The sequence below is a fragment of the Demequina sp. NBRC 110056 genome (assembly GCF_002090155.1).
GTDB lineage: Bacteria > Actinomycetota > Actinomycetes > Actinomycetales > Demequinaceae > Demequina.
Genome location: NZ_BBRM01000008.1, coordinates 1 through 17,189, shown reverse-complemented (window position 1 = coordinate 17,189; position 17,189 = coordinate 1). Strand labels below are relative to the sequence as shown.

The 17,189-nt window shown below is 72.6% G+C and carries 19 protein-coding genes; 12 read left to right on the top strand and 7 right to left on the bottom strand.

Annotated elements, in window-relative coordinates:
* Positions 1 to 5 precede the first annotated feature (5 nt).
* Genes B7K25_RS12440 through B7K25_RS12430 form a run of 3 tightly spaced genes read left to right on the top strand, consistent with a single transcriptional unit; the run spans position 6 to position 2,081 of the window.
* Entirely contained in the window at positions 6 to 818 is an 813-nt protein-coding gene (locus B7K25_RS12440) for a phosphotransferase (protein WP_084106415.1), read from the top strand.
* On the top strand, positions 815 to 1,657 hold the full coding sequence (locus tag B7K25_RS12435) for a RimK family alpha-L-glutamate ligase (RefSeq protein ID WP_084106413.1): 843 nt from the start codon (positions 815 to 817) through the stop codon (positions 1,655 to 1,657). The genes B7K25_RS12440 and B7K25_RS12435 overlap by 4 nt, the downstream gene beginning before the upstream one ends.
* Before the next feature lie 40 nt (positions 1,658 to 1,697).
* Positions 1,698 to 2,081 (top strand): hypothetical protein, encoded by a 384-nt coding sequence (locus B7K25_RS12430; RefSeq protein WP_084106412.1) that lies wholly within the window; start codon positions 1,698 to 1,700, stop codon positions 2,079 to 2,081.
* Here the strand turns inward: B7K25_RS12430 and B7K25_RS13780 are convergent.
* Positions 2,078 to 3,148, bottom strand: a complete 1,071-nt coding sequence (locus B7K25_RS13780) for a hypothetical protein (RefSeq protein ID WP_084106410.1) — start codon at positions 3,146 to 3,148, stop codon at positions 2,078 to 2,080. The genes B7K25_RS12430 and B7K25_RS13780 overlap by 4 nt on opposite strands.
* Positions 3,149 to 3,253: 105 nt before the next feature.
* On the opposite strand from B7K25_RS13780, the gene B7K25_RS12420 reads away from it, so the two are divergent.
* The 4 genes from B7K25_RS12420 (at position 3,254) to B7K25_RS12405 (ending at position 7,046) form a co-directional block, all read left to right on the top strand.
* On the top strand, positions 3,254 to 4,432 hold the full coding sequence (locus B7K25_RS12420) for a MalY/PatB family protein (RefSeq protein WP_084106408.1): 1,179 nt from the start codon (positions 3,254 to 3,256) through the stop codon (positions 4,430 to 4,432).
* Between the two features lie 40 nt (positions 4,433 to 4,472).
* Positions 4,473 to 5,066 carry a hypothetical protein gene (locus B7K25_RS12415; RefSeq protein ID WP_084106406.1) on the top strand — a complete coding sequence of 198 codons (594 nt, stop codon included), beginning with the start codon at positions 4,473 to 4,475 and terminating at the stop codon, positions 5,064 to 5,066.
* Positions 5,067 to 5,172: 106 nt separating this feature from the next.
* Entirely contained in the window at positions 5,173 to 5,808 is a 636-nt protein-coding gene (locus tag B7K25_RS12410) for a copper chaperone PCu(A)C (RefSeq protein WP_084106404.1), read from the top strand.
* A 5-nt stretch (positions 5,809 to 5,813) separates the two neighbouring features.
* Complete coding sequence (locus tag B7K25_RS12405) at positions 5,814 to 7,046, top strand: Dyp-type peroxidase (RefSeq protein WP_084106403.1); 1,233 nt, start codon at positions 5,814 to 5,816, stop codon at positions 7,044 to 7,046.
* 85 nt (positions 7,047 to 7,131) lie between these two features.
* Here B7K25_RS12405 and B7K25_RS12400 read toward each other — a convergent pair whose 3' ends face one another.
* Together B7K25_RS12400 and B7K25_RS12395 are read right to left on the bottom strand one after the other, a co-directional pair.
* On the bottom strand, positions 7,132 to 7,752 hold the full coding sequence (locus B7K25_RS12400; protein ID WP_159450208.1) for a DUF4287 domain-containing protein: 621 nt from the start codon (positions 7,750 to 7,752) through the stop codon (positions 7,132 to 7,134).
* A gap of 20 nt (positions 7,753 to 7,772) precedes the next feature.
* Positions 7,773 to 8,636 carry an AraC family transcriptional regulator gene (locus B7K25_RS12395; protein WP_084106400.1) on the bottom strand — a complete coding sequence of 288 codons (864 nt, stop codon included), beginning with the start codon at positions 8,634 to 8,636 and terminating at the stop codon, positions 7,773 to 7,775.
* Between the two features lie 56 nt (positions 8,637 to 8,692).
* On the opposite strand from B7K25_RS12395, the gene B7K25_RS12390 reads away from it, so the two are divergent.
* A complete protein-coding gene (locus B7K25_RS12390) occupies positions 8,693 to 9,598 on the top strand; it encodes a phosphotransferase (protein ID WP_234988276.1) in 906 nt (301 codons plus the stop codon).
* 92 nt (positions 9,599 to 9,690) lie between these two features.
* Here the strand turns inward: B7K25_RS12390 and B7K25_RS12385 are convergent, their stop codons facing one another.
* Positions 9,691 to 10,803 (bottom strand): DNA topoisomerase IB, encoded by a 1,113-nt coding sequence (locus B7K25_RS12385; RefSeq protein WP_084106396.1) that lies wholly within the window; start codon positions 10,801 to 10,803, stop codon positions 9,691 to 9,693.
* A 72-nt stretch (positions 10,804 to 10,875) separates the two neighbouring features.
* Between B7K25_RS12385 and B7K25_RS12380 the strand changes: the two genes are divergently transcribed.
* The gene (locus tag B7K25_RS12380) at positions 10,876 to 11,442 is read left to right on the top strand and encodes a GNAT family N-acetyltransferase (RefSeq protein WP_084106394.1); all 567 of its coding nucleotides are present in this window, start codon (positions 10,876 to 10,878) and stop codon (positions 11,440 to 11,442) included.
* Between the two features lie 42 nt (positions 11,443 to 11,484).
* On the opposite strand, the gene B7K25_RS12375 is transcribed toward B7K25_RS12380, so the two are convergent.
* Complete coding sequence (locus B7K25_RS12375; protein ID WP_159450207.1) at positions 11,485 to 12,171, bottom strand: hypothetical protein; 687 nt, start codon at positions 12,169 to 12,171, stop codon at positions 11,485 to 11,487.
* Between the two features lie 324 nt (positions 12,172 to 12,495).
* Between B7K25_RS12375 and B7K25_RS12370 the strand changes: the two genes are divergently transcribed.
* Complete coding sequence (locus B7K25_RS12370; protein WP_084106390.1) at positions 12,496 to 14,520, top strand: sensor histidine kinase; 2,025 nt, start codon at positions 12,496 to 12,498, stop codon at positions 14,518 to 14,520.
* Entirely contained in the window at positions 14,517 to 15,182 is a 666-nt protein-coding gene (locus B7K25_RS12365; protein ID WP_084106388.1) for a response regulator transcription factor, read from the top strand. Before B7K25_RS12370 ends, B7K25_RS12365 begins: the two co-directional genes overlap by 4 nt.
* 15 nt (positions 15,183 to 15,197) lie before the next feature.
* Here the strand turns inward: B7K25_RS12365 and B7K25_RS12360 are convergent, their stop codons facing one another.
* A complete protein-coding gene (locus B7K25_RS12360) occupies positions 15,198 to 15,623 on the bottom strand; it encodes a hypothetical protein (protein ID WP_084106386.1) in 426 nt (141 codons plus the stop codon).
* A gap of 126 nt (positions 15,624 to 15,749) precedes the next feature.
* On the opposite strand from B7K25_RS12360, the gene B7K25_RS12355 reads away from it, so the two are divergent.
* Positions 15,750 to 16,646, top strand: a complete 897-nt coding sequence (locus B7K25_RS12355; protein ID WP_084106384.1) for a phosphotransferase — start codon at positions 15,750 to 15,752, stop codon at positions 16,644 to 16,646.
* Positions 16,647 to 16,739: 93 nt separating this feature from the next.
* On the opposite strand, the gene B7K25_RS12350 is transcribed toward B7K25_RS12355, so the two are convergent.
* Positions 16,740 to 17,189, bottom strand: a 450-nt coding sequence (locus B7K25_RS12350; protein WP_144019002.1) for an integrase core domain-containing protein, incomplete at its 5' end; no start/stop codon positions are given.

The following is a 17,189-nucleotide window of genomic DNA, read 5'->3' as shown; positions in this document are numbered from 1 at the left end:
TCCCCATGCCACAGGAGACGCCGCTGGCAGGCGGCAACATGGGGGCCGTCGTGCGCATCGGCGACCGGGTCCACCGCGCTGCCGGGCCCCAGGCCGCCACCGTGCACCGCCTCCTCGCGCACGTCCGGTCGCAGGGCGTCACGTGGGTGCCGCGGGTCCACGGCTTCGACGTTCAAGGACGCGAGGTGCTCGACTACATCCCCGGGGACGTGCACCACGACACCCCCGAGTGGATGCGGGCGGACGCGAACCTCCGCGAGGTGGGTGCGCGCCTGCGGGAGTGGCACGACGCGACCACCACCTTCGAGCGCAGCGCGGACGACGTGTGGTGGTGGCAGCCGGGGAAGCAGCCGCAGGAGGTCATCTGCCATGTCGACTTCGCGCCTTACAACCACGTCTACGACGGCCATCGCTGGGTGGGGGCGATCGACTTCGACCTCGCCTACCCGGGGCCGCGGGTGTGGGACCTCGCGTACACGGCCTACCGGTACGTGCCGCTCACCCCGCACAGGGCCGATGCGGTCGCGGACGGGGACGGCGTCGACGGCTACGTCGCGGACCGGTCCGACGCGCCCCACGAGGAGCAGCGGCGCCGCCTCGCGGTGCTGCTCGACGGCTACGGACAGCTGACGATCGGCGGCGAGGAGCGGGTCTACTCGCCTGCCGAGGTCCTCGCCCGCCTGCCCGAGCGCCTCGTCGCGATGGCCGACTGGTGCGACGACCACATCCGCACCGACCTGCGCCGGCACGGCGTCATGTACCGCGCCCACGCCGCGTGGATCGCGGGCGGCGGACTGCTCGATACGCTCGAGCCATGACCGCTCGCATCGCCATCGTCACCACCGTCGAGATGCCCGTCCCTGACGCGGACGAGGAGCTCCTCCTGCCCCACCTGCCCGAGGCCGAGCTGGTCTCGTGGGACGACCCGGCCGTGGAGTGGTCCGCCTACGAGGTGGTGATCCTGCGCAGCACCTGGAACTACACCGAGCACCTCGCGGACTTCCTCGCGTGGGCCGAGCGCGTGAGCGCCGTGACGCGCCTCGTGAACCCCCTCGAGACCGTGCGCTGGAACACGGACAAGCGCTACCTCCTCGACCTGGCCGGCCGCGGCGTGCCCACGGTGCCGACGACGTTCGTGGCTCCGGGCGAGACCGCACCGCCGGAGTCCCTCGAGGGGCACATCGTCGTCAAGCCCTCCGTCGGCGCCGGCTCCTGGGGGGCCAAGATGCTCAAGGACGACCCGGCGGGCGCATCGGCGCACGTGGCCGAGCTCCACGCCGGCGGGCGCACAGCCATGATCCAGCCGTACCTCTCGGCCGTCGACACGGCCGGCGAGACGGCGCTCATCTACCTCAATGGCGAGTTCTCGCACGCCGCGCGCAAGGCCGCGATCCTGTCCCAGGGCATGTCCTGGTCGACCGGGCTGTACGCGGACGAGAAGGTCATGGGCACCGAGGCCACACCCGCCGAGCGAGAGCTCGCGGACTTCGTCGTCGCCGGCCTCGAGGGCCTGGCCTACATCCGGGTCGACCTCCTGCCGAGCGACGACGGCCCGGTCCTCCTCGAGCTCGAGCTGACGGAGCCGAGTCTGTTCCTCGGCGTCTCCGACGGCGCTCCCGAGCGCGCCGCGGCGGCGTTCCGCGCGCTGCTGGACTGATCGCCCGGAATAGCGGTCCACGCGGACGGGTTGAGCGAGCATGCCTCGACTGACGGAGCTCGCCGGCGTCTACGACGCGGACGGCGGCGTGCGCGGCGAGGTCGCCTACGTCATCGGCCACATGCTGGGACGGGCCCACTGCGCGCTGTGCGACATCACGCACTCGCCCGTGCGCCGCAAGCCGGAGTGGGACCGGATGGCGTCCACGTTGCCGGCGCCCATGCGACTGCTGCACCGCAACGAGATCGACAGCGAGCTCGCGGCGGCGATCGCCGGGGAAGACCTCGCGCTGGTCGCGGCGCGCATCGACGGCTCGTGGGACATCGTCGTGGGGCCCGACGCGCTCGACGCGGTCGCGGGCGACGTCGAGCGGTTCCGCGCCACGCTGCTCGAGGCTCTCGCCGAGCGCGGCGCCGTCGACTAGCGCTCGACGGCCGCGCCCCCTGCGTAGGGATCGAGCAGGTACTCGGTGCCGCCGCACACGGCGACGATGCGGTCGCCGTCGAACTCGCCGCCGTGCCCACCGCCCAGCGGGTTGCAGTTCGCACCCGGCACGTCGACGACCGCCTCGGTGACCGTGTCCGTCAGCAGGTCGTGCACGAGCCACACGTGCTCCGTCACGGTGCCCAGATCCGGGTCGACGTACTGCCCGTGGTACACCGCTCGACCCGTCGACGCGTCGATCCACGCCGGCATGCCGCGATCCTCCGAGAAGCCCTGGCGCACCTGCCGGCCGATCTCGCTGTCGACGAGGCTGCCGATCCACTCCTCGCCGTCGCGCCACAGCACCCCGGTCGCGTCGCCGTTCGCGTCGAACGACACCCACAGCTCGTAGTCGTCCGGCTGGACGCCCACGACGTCGAGGTTCGCGATGCCGTTCTCCACGCGGTTCGCGGTGCTGAGCGCCGAGGCCGCGAAGTCGTACGTGTTCTTCTGGTCGCGCAGGTCGAACTCGATGACCTGCTCATAGGCTGCGCCATCGCTGCGCTTGATCCACGACGTCAGCAGCTCGGGATCCCAGTGCACGACGTCACGGTTGATGGTGGTGTCGAACTCCGCGACCTTGAAGAGATCCTCCGACGGGGACACCAGGTACAGCTCCTGGACGTCGGAGAACCACGTGTACTGGTCTCCCTCGCCCACGCGGATGACGGTCAGGCCCCAGTCCTCGTCGACCTCGTCCCACACCCACGGCTCGAGGTTGCGCGACTGCGGCATGCGGTCGTCCTCCGGAACGACGATGGCCGGCACCTGATGGTCGGTGTCCTGCAGCCACTCCGGCCGGGGGTCCTCCTCGTCCTGGCCCGCGGCTTCGACGTCCTGGGATGCCTCGGCCTCCGGCTCGCCGAGGAAGCCGTTCTCGCCCAGGAACCAGTACGCGCCGTAGCCGACGGCCGCGACGACGAGCACGGCGAGCAGCGCTCCCACCGGGAAGCGACCCTCGTCGGAGCGCCAGTCGACGCCGCTCCAGACCCCTCGTGACCGCCGCATGTCCGCCAGGCTATGCCAGCGCATCGGCCCCGCGCTCGCTCCGCGCCGATGCGCGCTCAGGGGGCCGCACTTGCGTCGCCGGGGCGCGGTTGCCACAGTGTGACGATGGCCCTTCCTGCCCCCGAACCGCTGCACCCCAATCCTCTGACCCAGCTGACGCTCGCGGACCTGCGCCGCCGCACCAGCGCGAAGTGGCGCAAGTACGACCCCGACGTGCTGCCGCTGTGGGTCGCCGAGATGGACGTGCCGCTCGCAGCGCCGATCCGCGCCGAGCTCGAGCGCGCGGTCACGGACGGGGACATGGGGTACGCCGCAGGCGACGCGTACACCGACGCGCTCGCCGAGTTCGCCGACCGCCGCTGGGGATGGTCCGTGTCCCCGGGTCAGATGACCACGGTGGCGGACGTCATCACCGGCTACACCGACGTGCTGTGCCTGCTCACCGAGCCGGGCGACCAGGTGATCGTCAACTCGCCCGTGTACCCGCCCTTCTACTCGTACCTGCGCGCGGCCGGCCGCGAGATCACCGAGGCGCCGCTCGGGGAGGACCTGCGCCTCGACTTCGCGTCGCTGGAGGAGGCGTTCGCGTCAGCCACGGCGGGCGGGCGCTCCGCTGGCTACCTGCTGTGCAGCCCCCACAACCCGACGGGAATCGCACACACCCGCGCCGAGCTGGAACGCGTCGCGGCGCTGGCCGACCAGTACGGCGTGCGCGTCGTGGTCGACGAGATCCACGCGCCGCTCGTGTACGCCGATCACGGGTTCGTCCCCTACCTCAGCGTCGACGGCGGCGAGCGTGGGTTCGCGCTGCACGCCGCGTCGAAGACCTGGAACCTCGCGGGCATCCCGGCGGCGATCGTGGTGGGCGGCGCCGCGGTGCAGACCGAGCTGGCGCGCTACGCGGGCTCGCCTCACCACGGTCCCACGCACTTCGGGGTGCTCGCGCAGACGGTCGCCTACCGGGACGGCGAGCCATGGCTCGATGCCCTGCTCGCGGGCCTCGACGAGAACCGCCGCCTGCTCGCGACGCTGGTCGACGAGCACCTCGCCGGCGCCGTCTACCGGATGCCCGAGGCGACATACCTCACGTGGCTCGACTGCCGCGGGCTCGACATCGAGGGTGACCCGTCCTCACACTTCCTGCAGCACGCGAGGGTCGCGCTCAACTCGGGGCCGACCTTCGGGACCGGCGGTGCGGGCCACGTGCGGCTCAACATCGCGACCCATCCGGACGTCATCACGGAGGCCGTGCGGCGGATGGGGGCGTCGACGCACCAGGGTTGAGCCGGCGGACGCGTCAGATGGCGCGTGGGAGAATCGCCGCGTGTCCCGGAGCCTCCGCATCGCGCGTGCAGCGCTCGCTGCCGCCGTCGCGACGTTCATCGCTCTGGGCTCCCACGTGCTCGGCGGTGGGCAGGCGCCCGCAGGCGCCGGTGTGCTGGTGCCGCTGGGGCTGTCCTTCGCGGTGTGCCTGCAGCTCGCGGGCCAGGCGCTGTCGCTCTGGCGGCTCGGCACCGCGGTCGCGGTGAGCCAGGCGCTGTTCCACACCCTCTTCGTGCTCGGCTCGGGCGGCGCGACCATGACGGTCTCCGGGCACGCGCACCACGCCGGAGCCATCACCGTCGCCGAGGGTACCGTCTCCCACGGCGCGCACGGTGGCGGAGTCATGACCTTCGCGCACGTGCTCGCCGCGATCCTCACCACCGCCGCGCTCCACCGGGCCGAGTGGCTCCTCGAGCGCGCGCGTCGCGGCCTTGCCTGGCTCGGCGGCCGACTCCTGCCTCTCGCCCCCGGACCCGTCGTCGCCCGCGAGGCGACGCCGGTACGGCACCCTGCCCGCGCATCGGCCCCGCGTCACCTCCGCGACGTCGTTCGTGGTGTCCGCCCGCTGCGCGGCCCACCCGCGCTGTCTGCCTGACCTCGAGCCCGGCCGTCCCCCTGGACGGTGGCGGGCGCATCGGCGCGTGCCGATGCCTTCCCCGGTTCGGGGCGCCTCGCGCCCCAGCAGACAGAGAGAGACACCCATGCTTCGCACCACCCTGCACTCACGCACCACGCTGCACTCACGCACCAACCTCACCTCGCGCGCGTCCGTGCGCGCCGCCGCCCTCGCCGCGCTGACCGTCGCCGCCCTCGCCGGCTGCGCCTCGGGCTCCGACGACGCGTCGGGCGAGATCACCATCACCGACCCGTGGGTCAAGTCTGTCGACGCGGGCATGACCGCCGCGTTCGGCGAGCTCACCAACGGCACGGACGAGGCCATCGTGCTGGTCTCCGCGTCGACGGCGGCGTCGCCGATGATCGAGCTGCACGAGACCGTGACCGGCAACGACGGCGCGGCCATGATGCAGCAGAAGGAGGCCGGCTTCACCATCGAGCCCGGTGAGTCGCTGGTCATGGAGCCCGGCGGCAACCACATCATGCTCATGGGCGTCGAGTCGCCCATCGAGGTGGGCGCGGACGTCGACTTCACGCTCACGTTCGAGGACGGCTCGACCTTCGAGTTCACGGCCACGGCCAAGGAGTTCTCGGGCGCGAACGAAGACTACGGCGCCGATGACGAACACGGCGATCACCAGGGCATGGATCACGACTCGATGGACATGGAGTCCGAGGACGCCGAGGGTCACGACCACGGCGACGAGGACCACGACCACTGAACCCCATGACAGACGATCAGCCCCAGGCTGGCCACTCCGGCTTCAGCCGGCGGTCGCTCCTCTTCGGAGGGGTGGCCGCCGGCGCCGGCGCGGCGGTCGCGCTCGCCGCGGACCGGACGGGCGTGCTCCCCGCGGCCCGCCAAGCTGAGCTCGACGCCGCCGGACTGAACGGCGCCCGCACCGTGCCGTTCCACGGCGCGCACCAGGCAGGCATCGACACCCCGATCACGGCGCAGGCCTCGTTCGTGGCGCTCGACCTGCTGCCGGACACCGATGCCGATGCGCTCGGACGGATGATGCGCCTGCTCACGGACGACGCGGCGCGGCTCTCGGCGGGTCACGGCGCGCTCGCGGACACGGAGCCGGAGCTCGCGGTCGCCCCCGCGGCGCTGACGGTGACGTTCGGGTTCGGCCCAGAGCTCGTGCGCCGGGCGGGCGGCGCCGCCGCGGTGCCCGCGTGGCTCGCGCCGCTGCCGGAGTTCACGATCGACGGGCTCGAGGAGCGTTGGAACGGCGGCGACCTGCTGCTCGTGGTGTCCTCGGACGATGCCGTGACGGTGGCGCATGCCGTGCGCATGCTGCTCAAGGACGCCCGTGCGTTCGCGACCGTGCGCTGGCGCCAGGACGGCTTCCGCCGCGCGTACGGCTCGGAGGCCTCCGGCACCACGATGCGCAACCTCTTCGGCCAGGTCGACGGCACCACCAACCCCGAGCCCGGCACCGCCGAGTTCGACCGGGTGGTGTGGAGCAGCGACCGCTGGCTCGCGGGCGGCACCTCGCTGGTGATCCGGCGCACGCGCCTCGACCTCGACACGTGGGACGAGGTGGATCCCGTGGCCCGCGGCTTCTCCGTGGGCCGTCGCTTCCACGACGGTGCGCCGCTGACAGGGTCCCGGGAGGCCGACGAGCCCGACTTCGAGGCGGTCAACGCCGCGGGTCTGTCGGTGATCTCGCCCGTGTCGCACATCGCTAGGGCGCGTCCGGTCGAGGACCACGAGGTCATCTTCCGTCGCTCCTACAACTACGACGCGGCTCCCACCGGGGATTCCGTGTCCGAGTCGGGCCTGGTGTTCGCGTCCTATCAGGCGGACGTCACGCGGCAGTTCGTGCCCATCCAGACCCGGCTCGCGGAGGCGGACCTGCTCAACACGTGGACGACGCCCATCGGCTCCGCGGTGTTCGCGATCCCGCCGGGGTGCGAGCCCGGGGGGTTCATCGGGGACACGCTGCTCGCGTGACCTCGGGTCTGCGCTCCAGCAGGCACTGAGTGCCGGAAAACGGCTCGATTCCGGCACTCAGTGCCTCCCAGCGCGCTGAGGTTGCTCAGCCCGCGCGGTCGTAGGCGGCCGCGAGCCAGCCAGCGACCGCATCGTCCACATCCTCGACCCCGCCGAGGTCGGCCGCGTGCGAGCACATGCCGCCCACCTTGCGCACCCGGTCGCCCGGCGGCGTGTACTCGAGGTTGAGCCCGAGCTCGACGCGCTTCGCCGATGCCGCCTTGATGACGGCGAACTGCTTCGCGCGGCGCAGGCTCACGGCGGTCTTCTGCGTCACGACGGTGACGTCCTCACCGAGCGCCGTCGCCTGCGCGACGAGCGCGTCGTGCACCGCGCGCAGATGAGCCTTGCCGCCCGCGTACTGAGCCTCGAGCAGCGCGTCTCCCGACGCGGGCCCACCCTCGAGGTGCTCCCGGATCGCATGCGCGAGCGCGTTCGCATTGCCGTGCGTGAGGCCGTGGGCCTCCTTGAGGTGCGCGAGGATCTGGCCGTGCTTGGCCAGACCCGTGGCCTGGATCTCCTGCGCGAACTGAGCGACCGTCCGGCCGGTCGCCGCCTCGATGTTGGCCAGCTGGGTGGCCTTCTGTGCCTCGGGATCCGTGATGGTGACCTCCTCGTCGATGCCCTCGCTCCACTGTCGCGCGCCACCGCCCACCGCGTCTTGCACGGATTCAACGTCGCCGGGCGTCAGCGCGGCTGCGTGAGGTCCGGCGAGAAGCCCGGCCCGGGGTTGCCGGCCTCGGCGAAGGCGCGCTGCGTCTCGAGGTAGCGGCTTGGGCTCAGCCCGGTGTGGCGCTTGAAGTCGCGCGAGAGGTGAGCCTGGTCGGACCATCCCCCCGCCGCGGCGACATCGGCCCAGGACACTTGCCCGAGCGGATCGAGACACTCGATGAGCTCCCTCAGGTGCAGGAGGCGGGCGAGCTCACGGGGCCGCAGGCCGACCACGCGCGCGAACTCGCGGTCGAGGTGCGCGTGGCTCACGCCCAGCTCGCCGGCGACGTCGCTGATGGGCCGGCGCGGCTCGGCGACCAGGGCCGCCACGGCGCGCTCGACGCGGGCGAGGCCCGGCACTCCGAGGTCCACCGACGCGGTGACGAAGCGATCGACGACATCGAGGAGCTCGCCCGCGGACGCGCCGCGGTGGGCCAACCCGCCCACCTCGTCGCGCAGCGCCGCGAGCGCGGTCCCGGCGGCCTCGAGCGGCTCGACGCGCCCTCGCAGCCCCGCTGGCCGGCACCCGAGCACGGCCTCGCATCCCACCGCGGTGGTCACGATGCCCACCGCGTACGTCTCACCCTCCGGGGCGTTCTCCACGGGCGCCGTGTGCGGGCCGATGACGAATCCCCGGTCCGTCGTCAGCGACGCTCCCGTCGACGCCGTCTCGGTGATCGGGTCCCCGAGCACGAGCACCACGACCGTCGAGCCCGTCGGCGCGATCCGCTCGCTGCGGTACGGCACGGTGCCGCGCGCGCACCACACCTGCTCGACCGCGCGCGCTGCCTCGCCGCGCATCGGCCTGCTGACGTAGTCGAAGTCGAACCCCAGCTCCACACGGCCAGGCTAGCCACCGCGGGCCCGTCGAGGCCTAGCCTGAGAGCGTGACGACGATGCGCACGCCGGAGGCGGAGGTCCACCTGGACGCCGCGCTCGTGGCCGCGCTCATCGCCGAGCAGCACCCCGACCTCGCCGAGCACGCCGTCGGCGCGCGCGTGGACGGCTGGGACAACGCAACCTTCCGGTTGGGCGAGCAGTTCGCGGTGCGACTCCCGCGCCGGGCCATCGGCGCGGACATCTCCGCGGTCGAGCTCGACTGGCTTCCCCAGATGCGCCGCGACTGGACGTTCCCGGCGCCGGTGCCGGTGCGCATCGGCCAGCCGGGCTGCGGCTACCCGTGGCGGTGGTCGGTGGTGCCGTGGCTGAACGGCGCCCGGGCCTTCGACGAGCGACTCACCGACGCCGGGGCCCGCGATCTGGGCGCGGCGCTCGCGCAGGTGCACCGGCTCGCCCCCACCGGCGCGCCGCTCAACGTCTACCGCAGCGGGACTCTCCCCGAGGTCGCCGAGGTCTTCGATGCCCGCGTGACGGCGCTCGTCGACGCCGGCACCTTCGCGGCCCGGGACGCCGATGCGCTGCGCGGCCTGTTCGAGGCCGGTGCGGCCACCGAAGACACACCACTCACCTGGACGCACCTCGACCTGCACGGCGGCAACGTCCTCACCATCAACGGCCGCCTCGCGGGCATCCTCGACTGGGGCGACGCTGCGGCGGGAGACCCGGCGACCGACCTCGGCCAGGCCTGGACCCTCGTGGGCGCCGATCACGCCGACGCGCTGCTCGAGGCCTATGGCACCGCCGAGGGAACGCTGCGGGTCGGGGCGGGCAGCCCGGGCCGGATGCGCGTCCTCGCGCGCGCGGCCGCCTACGCCGTCACGCTCGCGTCCATCGAGGACGAGCCGTACCGCACCGAGGGGCTGCGCGCGGTGGGCGAGCTGGTGGTCGCGGCCCAGGCCTGAGCGGGGGCGCTTGGTAGAGCGCCGTCCCCAAGAGGCACGTGGCCAGCCGCTCCGGCACGCGAGTGACACCGACGAGCGACGCCCCGGAGGATCTACGCGGCCGCGGCGATGCGCTTGGCTCGCCTCGCCTCGCGCCTCAGCTGGGCGTCGAGCGCCACGGGCGAGGTGGTGAGCAGCTCGATGACGGCGGTCTCGATCGCGGCCTGGATCGCGGCGTCGCGGGCTCCTGGGGCGAGGTCCTCGCCGTGCTCGCCGAGCGCGTCGATGACCGGCGCGATCGAGTAGCCGTCCTCCCACAGGTCGATGACCCTTGGGTCCACGTAGGACGCCCGGGCGACGGCCGGCGTGTTGCCCAGCTGCGCCGCGACGTCGCGCATCGCACCCGCCACGGCTCGGCGCCGGGCGGTCACGCTCATCTCCGAGGCGTCGCCCACGGTCGCGAGCGCGTGGGCGGCGATGACGGTGCCGTGCCACGTGCGGAAGTCCTTGGCGGTGGCGTCGGGCTGGACCACCATCTGGATGTACTCGTTGATGTCGTCGCTGGCGATGTCGTGCCACACCGCGGGGGTGCCCTTCTCTCGCCAGGCGAGCAGCTCCGGGTGATCGCCCGAGCGGCGCTTGAGGGTCGTGACCGCCGCCTCCACGGCGTCCTCGCGCACGACGACGTGCTGCTCCTTGCCCGACTTGCCCACGTAGTCGAACACCACGCCCTCGGCGGTGACACGCGCATGGTCGCGTCGCAGGGTCGCCAGACCGTACGAGCCGTTCTCGGCCGCGTAGGAGTCGCCCCCCACGCGGAACAGCCCGCGGTCCAGCAGCCGGAAGGCGATCCCGAGGACGTGCTCGCGGGACATGTCGTCGCGTGCCGCGTCCGCGTCGGCGACGATCCTGGCCGCCTGGAGACCGGACGCGACCTCGAGCACCCGTTCGTGCTTGGCACGGTCGCGGCGCTCCCGCCACGCCGGGTGGTAGAGGTACTGACGCCGCCCCGCCTCGTCGGTGCCGAGCGCCTGCAGGTGCCCGGAGGGCCACGGGCAGATCCACACGTCGGTCCACGCGGGAGGGATCGCGAGCGACCGGATGCGCTCGATCACCTCGGGATCGCCGATGCGCTCGCCGGCCTGGTCTCGATAGGTCCAGCCCTTGCCGGCGCGGCGGCGGGTGAGGCCAGGCTCGGAGGGGCGCGATCGGCGCAGACGCGGCATAGCGCGAGCGTACGTCGGCGCGGCCAGCGGCGACACCCGGCGCGGCCGCCATGGCCGGGCTAGGGTCGAGACATGGAGACGTCGTTCGAGCCGCTGGTCACCGAGCGCCTGGTGCTCCGGGCGATGACCGTGGATGACGCCGAGGACCTCGCGGAGCGCCGCTCCGACACCACGACCGCCCAGTACCAGGCATGGCGCGCGCCGTACCCCGTGGAACGGGCGCGCGAGCTGATCGAGGACATCACGAGCCGCCCGGGTCCGCAGGCGGGCCACTGGTACCAGATGGCGGTGGTGCGGCGCCGCGACGAGAAGGTGCTGGGCGACGTCGCGCTGTGGCTGTCCGAGAACGGCCGCACCGCCGAGGTGGGCTTCACGCTCCACCCGTGGGCGCGCGGTCACTACTACGCGACCGAGGCCACCGCCCGGCTCGTCGACTACGCCGTGTTCGACCTCGAGGTGCACCGCGTCGAGGCCTCGACGCACCCCCACAACGTGAGCTCGATCAAGGTGCTCGAGCGCATCGGCTTCATCCCCGAGGGGATCCGCCGCGAGCGCTACTGGGTCGAGGACGAGGTCTCCGACGACGCGATGTACGGCCTGCTCGCGCGCGAGTGGAGGGCGCGGCGCGCACAGGACTGAGCCTGCGTCCGCCGCGCCCGCGCCCTCCCACGGGGGCGGCGCTCACGTCAGCGCGATCATGACCCCGCCGACCACCGCGTACGCCGCGCTTGCGAGCACGATCGCGGTCAGTGGCCGCCACCCTTCGCGGCCCGCGCGGGCCAGCCACGCGCCGAGGGCCAGGAGGCCGCCGAGGTAGACCAGGCTGAAGACATCGTCCTCGAGAGGGCTCTCGAAGACGCCTCCGCTGGCGCGCCAGAGAGCCGCCGCGAGCGCCGCGGCGGCGGCGCAGCCCACCGTGACCGCGAGCGCGGTGCGGACCCATCCGCCAGGGCGGGTGCCCGCCGCATCGGGAGCCCCGCCCCGTGCGATCGCTCGCCCTTCGGGGTGCAGCACGAGGAAGACGAGGGCGATGATCGCGACCCACGCCGCGGAGAACACCGCCTGGCCGCCCACGCCGTCGTGACCCTGGATGAGGGCTGACAGCCACGAGAATCCGCCCGAGACCGCGAGCGCCGCTCCGGTCCACGCGGCGAGCGCTGACCGTCCGCGCGGACGCACCGCGAGGATCAGCGCCCCTGCGGACAGGGCCACCATGAAGGTGCCTGCCGCACCATCGGCGAGGCGGTGGAGCTCCGCGGTGCGCTCCCATCCGTGGTCGATGTCGTCGGGGAAGGTGACCCACGGGGCGAGCAGGCCCTTCCACGCACCGAACGCGACGAGGTACATGAGCGCGACGAGGACCATCACGACGCGAAAGGTCGCCGCGCGGGTGCGCGGCGCCCGTGGCGCACGGCGGCCACGGGCTGCGGGCTCGGCGACGGTGACTGCGGGAGCGGGTGCGCTTGCACTTTCGGGAGCGGGAGTGGTGTCGGTCATGGCAACTGCCCTTCTGATCTCACGTAGCACCTGCGGTGGTGCACACGACCGAGCCTTCGCCGCCCGGCGCGCCCGCCGCCAGGGGCGGCGGGCCCCCGTCGCGGGCTGTGGCGCCCAGCGGCTCGGGCGATCCGCCCGACGACCCGGGCCACGAGACTCTGGCGCGCCGTGAGTGCCGGCGAGCATGATGGGCCCATGACCATCCGCGTGTGGGGGGTGGCGCTCAGTGGCGCCGTGGTCCTGGCTCTGGCAGCCGTCGCCGTTGCCGGCGAGGTCGTGGTGCACACGCGCGATGGCGCGGGCATCGTCGCCACGGGTGTCGCCGTCGTGCTTGGGGTCGTCGCCACCTCCTGGTTCGCCGTGGGCGCCTACCTCGCGATCCAGCGCCCACACCATCCCCTCGGATGGCTCTTCATCGCGGTTGGCGGCACCACCCAGGTCGGCGTCACAGGCGAGGTCGCCGAGCGCGCAGGGTGGCTCTCGTGGACCTCGTCGCCAGCAGGCGTCGCCGTCGACGGCATCGCAGCGACCGGTATGTTCCTGCTGTTCGGTCTGCTGCCGCTGCTCTACCCGCATGGCACCCTCGCGTCCCGCGCATCGCGCATCGTCGCCGCCGTGACCGTCGCCGGGGCGCTCGCATCTCAGGCACAGGTCGTCCGCGCGATGATCGATCCCGCTCACACCTGGCCTTTCGGACCGCCGCCCGCGGACGGCGAGGCCACCTGGACGCTCTGGCTCCCGTGGGCCGTGTACCTCACGGGCGCCGTCGCGGGATGGGTGCTGTGCGTCGCGCGCCTCACGGGCGCGACACACCCTTTGCGCCAGCAGCTCGCCTGGCTGCTTCTCGCCGTGATCGCGGTGATGGTCACCGCGGCGCTCGGCGACTCTCTCGTGGCCATGGCGCTCCAGGCGGTGGCGCTGCTGAGCCTGCCCGCGGCGATAGCCGTCGGGATCGTCCAGTACCGCCTTCTCGACATCGACACCGCTGTCCCGCGCGCTGTGACAGCGGGGATCATGGCCACGGCGATCGCCGGCGTGTACGTCGCTGTTGCTGCCGCGACCGGCGCACGCCTCACAGGCACGACGCTGCCGTCGGTGCTCGCCGCAGCTGGAGTCGCGGTGCTGCTGCTGCCACTGCACACACGGGTGAGCCGGATCGTCGATCGCGCCATCTACGGCAAGCGCGCCGACCCGCTGCGCACTGTCGCGGACCTCAGTTCGACCGTCGAGACCGACGGCGAGGACCTCTTGGAAGCACTGTTGCGCGAGATCACGACGACATTCGGAGCGGGGCGCGCGGTGATCCGCGACCCCGACGGCGGCGTCGTCGCGAGCGCCGGGCAGCGGCCGGGACGCACGCCGGAGGACGCCCCGCGCTCCACTCCCGACGCCGGCGCACCGGGTCCTGCTCCCGTCACCGTCGACCTCACGCTCGCCGGCGTGCGCATCGGCGAACTCGAGCTCATCGGCGGCGCTGCCACCCGCCGATACACCGCGAGCGAACGAGCGCTTCTCGAGGCGATCGCCGGGATCGTCGCGCTCACCGTCCGAGCGACGGGCCTCGCCGACGAGCTCGAGGCTCAGCGCGACGCCGTCGTGGCGGCCGCCGAAGGCGAGCGCCACCGCCTGCGCCGCGACCTCCACGACGGGCTCGGCCCTTCGCTGACGGGCCTGCGACTCGGGCTCCAGGCGCTGGGCGACAGCCTCGATGACGGCGACGGCCAGCGTGCACGCCGCATCGCCGATGTGTTGCACGACGAGTCCGAGCGCGCCGTGACCGAGGTGCGACGCATCGTCGACGCGCTGCGGCCCACCGAGCTGGAGCGTGCCGACCTGGCCACTGCGCTACGAGATCGGTTCGACGCGGGCGTGCTGCCCGTGACCGTCATCGCGGCCGACGTGCCAGCCCTCGCGCCAAGCGTCGAGGTGGCTGCGTTCCGCGTCGTGGAGGAGGCGGTCGCGAACGCGCGCCGCCATGCCAACGCCACGACGGTGACGGTGGGCCTCGCGGTCACCGGCGACGCGCTCGTCGCGAGCGTGAGCGATGACGGCACCGGCATCGCGGACGGGGCTGCGCCCGGAGTGGGGCTCGCGTCGATGCGCGCCCGCGCCGAGCAGCTCGGCGGCACGCTCGAGGTCCAGTCGTCGTCCGCTGGCACCGTGGTGATCGCGGCGCTCCCACTCGCACCCACCGCCGCACCGACCGAGGTTGCCCCGTGACCGTCCGCGTCGTCCTCGCCGATGACCATCCCCTCTACCGCTACGGCCTCACCGCGGCGCTGACCGGGGTTCCCGACCTCGACCTCATCGCGGAGGCGGCCGACGGAGCCGAACTGGTCCGTCTCGTCGAGCAGCATCAGCCGGACGTCGCCCTCACGGATCTGGCGATGCCAGGGACCGATGGCATGAGCGCCATCGGCGAGATCGCGCGGCGGTCTCCGGACACGCGGGTCATCGTGCTCACGATGAACGCGAGCGACTCCAGCGTCCTGGGGGCGCTCCGCGCCGGTGCGTCCGGCTACCTGCTCAAGGACGCCGGCCGCGAGGAGATCGCCCGCGCGATCCACACGGTCGCCCAGGGCGGCACCGTGTACTCCGGCGACGTCGGCCGCCGGATCGTCGAACGCCTCGCCTCGCCGCATGAACCCCCCGCGCGCCCGTTCCCCGAGCTGACCGAGCGGGAGGACCAAATCCTCGAACGGATCGCGAGCGGCTGCTCGAACCACGAGATCGCACAGGCCCTCTTTCTCTCCGAGAAGACCGTCCGCAACAACGTCGCGGTGATCCTCGCGAAGCTGCACCTGCGCGACCGCGCCGCAGCCGTCGCCGCAGCGCGCGACCGGGGGATGGGCACTTCGGGCGCGGAGCGGGCCCTGGATTGAGCCGGAGCCGGAGGCCTAGAAGTCCCCGGGTGCCACCTGCAGGCACGTCAGGCCCAGCTCGTCGCGCCACATGTCGACCACGTGGTTGCGGTCGTCGAGCACGCACAGCACGCGGAAGTACGGCGCGATCTCGCGCTCGTAGATCTCCCGCTTCACGATCCCGTCGGGGCGGTCGTCCTCGTTGGGGCGCAGGTGCAGGCCCTCGAAGGGCACCGGCAGGTGGGTGCCGAGCCACCATTCGGTCTCGGTCCGCGAGACCTCCTTGCGGCCCGACACGATGACGATGGTGTGGCCGGCCAGGTGCAGCGCCCGCACGACCTCGATGACCGGGTTGTTGGGGGTGTCGAGGTCGTAGCCCGTGGTCGCGAAGGGGTGGCGGTCGCCCATGTGGGCGAGCGTGCCGTCGAGGTCGACGATCACGGCCGTTGCGCTCGTGTTCATGGCGACCATCCTTGCGTACGCGTGCGGGAGGGGCCGGGCAGCCGCGCCCGTGCGCGCGGCGCGCGCGCTGGCACCCGCGGGACACACCGCCATGAACGGGGCGAATCCCCCGCTACAGTGACGTCCATGCTCGCGACCGATGGCGACCGGCCGTTCTACATCTCGGATGAGATGGCACGCTCCCTCATCGACGAGCAGTTCCCCCAGCTGGCCGGGGTCGAGCTGGGCCGGCGGTACACGCTCGAGGACCAGTTCGCGATCCGCATCGGCGACGACTACGGCGCGATCTTCCCGCGCACGGCGGACAAGGACGGCGAGTACGCGCGCGTCACGGAGCTGGTCGCGGCGCAGTCGCCGCACTGGACGTTCCCGGCGAGCCTGCCGATCTCGCGCGGGGTCCCCGGCCACGGCTTCCCGTACCACTGGACGCTCGTGCGGTGGATCTCCGCGTCGTCGAGCGCCTTCGTGCCACTGCACGGCTCGTCGGTCGAGCGCCTGGGCGCCGCGATCCGCGAGATCCATCGGCCCGCCCCGCGGCGTGCGCCCGTCAACCCCGTGACCGGCGTGGGCCTCGAGGCCATGCGCCCGGAGTTCGAGCTGATGCTCGACTTCGCCGTGCGCAAGGGCGCCCCCGAGAACCGGGTGATCGACGAGGACCTGGTCCAGGCGGCATTCGCGACCGGAGCCGCGGAGCCCATCGACGCCGCCCCCACGTGGACGCACGGACGGCTCGAGCCGCGCGCTGTAATGTCGGACCGCGGCGACTTCGCGGGCATCCTGCTGTGGCACAACTTCGGCGCCGGCGATCCCGCGGGCGATCTGGGGTTCGCGGCGACCATGGTGCCCATCGACGCCCGCGACGAGTTCTGGCGCGGCTACGGCACCATCACCCCGTCGACCGCGACCCGTGCCCTCGCCTACGAGCTGTGGGCGGCCCTCAAGTACATCCACGTGGACGACCCGTTCCTGCTGCGCATCGCGTGGGAGCGGCTCATCGAGCTCGAGCTCGCCCACGAGGCCTGACCACCACCCCGAGCCGCACGCGAAGGGTGCCAGCGAGCGCATCGGCCCGCGCACACCCTCCGCGAAATGGATCCAACTCGTTGCTCTTAGGCCTTAGATGTTCTTCCCCGTGAGGTTGTGAACGCGGTCGGCGGGCGTTGATCCGTCGAGTGCGGTGTGGGCGCGATGGTGATTGTAGTGATGGAGCCAGTCGTCGTAGGTGGCTGCGCGGGCGGCGTCTGAGCGGTAGGTCTGGGCGTAGGCCCATTCGGCGGCAAGGGTCCGGTTGAACCGTTCGACCTTGCCGTTGGTTTGCGGCCGGTAGGGCCGGATACGGACATGGGTGATGTTGTCACCGAGGGCTTGAGCAAACACTCTCGAGCGGTAGCACGAGCCGTTGTCTGTCATCACGGCGGTGACGGTGATGCCATGGTCGGCGAAGAACGCGTTCGCTCGATGCCAGAACGCGGCCGCGGTCTCCTTGCGTTCGTCGGCGAGCTGTTCGGAGTAGACCAACCGGCTGCAGTCATCAACGGCGTGGTGGAGGTAGGCGTAGCCGATGCC

Excerpts from the sequence above, each read along its gene's own strand:
- B7K25_RS12360 (WP_084106386.1), bottom strand. The coding sequence starts at position 15,623 with ATGAACACGAGCGCAACGGCCGTGATCGTCGACCTCGACGGCACGCTC.
- B7K25_RS12380 (WP_084106394.1), top strand. The coding sequence starts at position 10,876 with ATGGAGACGTCGTTCGAGCCGCTGGTCACCGAGCGCCTGGTGCTCCGG.
- B7K25_RS12385 (WP_084106396.1), bottom strand. The coding sequence starts at position 10,803 with ATGCCGCGTCTGCGCCGATCGCGCCCCTCCGAGCCTGGCCTCACCCGC.
- B7K25_RS12410 (WP_084106404.1), top strand. The coding sequence starts at position 5,173 with ATGCTTCGCACCACCCTGCACTCACGCACCACGCTGCACTCACGCACC.
- B7K25_RS12370 (WP_084106390.1), top strand. The coding sequence starts at position 12,496 with ATGACCATCCGCGTGTGGGGGGTGGCGCTCAGTGGCGCCGTGGTCCTG.
- B7K25_RS13780 (WP_084106410.1), bottom strand. The coding sequence starts at position 3,148 with ATGCGGCGGTCACGAGGGGTCTGGAGCGGCGTCGACTGGCGCTCCGAC.
- B7K25_RS12420 (WP_084106408.1), top strand. The coding sequence starts at position 3,254 with ATGGCCCTTCCTGCCCCCGAACCGCTGCACCCCAATCCTCTGACCCAG.
- B7K25_RS12430 (WP_084106412.1), top strand. The coding sequence starts at position 1,698 with ATGCCTCGACTGACGGAGCTCGCCGGCGTCTACGACGCGGACGGCGGC.
- B7K25_RS12405 (WP_084106403.1), top strand. The coding sequence starts at position 5,814 with ATGACAGACGATCAGCCCCAGGCTGGCCACTCCGGCTTCAGCCGGCGG.
- B7K25_RS12390 (WP_234988276.1), top strand. The coding sequence starts at position 8,693 with ATGCGCACGCCGGAGGCGGAGGTCCACCTGGACGCCGCGCTCGTGGCC.
- B7K25_RS12435 (WP_084106413.1), top strand. The coding sequence starts at position 815 with ATGACCGCTCGCATCGCCATCGTCACCACCGTCGAGATGCCCGTCCCT.
- B7K25_RS12355 (WP_084106384.1), top strand. The coding sequence starts at position 15,750 with ATGCTCGCGACCGATGGCGACCGGCCGTTCTACATCTCGGATGAGATG.
- B7K25_RS12440 (WP_084106415.1), top strand. The coding sequence starts at position 6 with ATGCCACAGGAGACGCCGCTGGCAGGCGGCAACATGGGGGCCGTCGTG.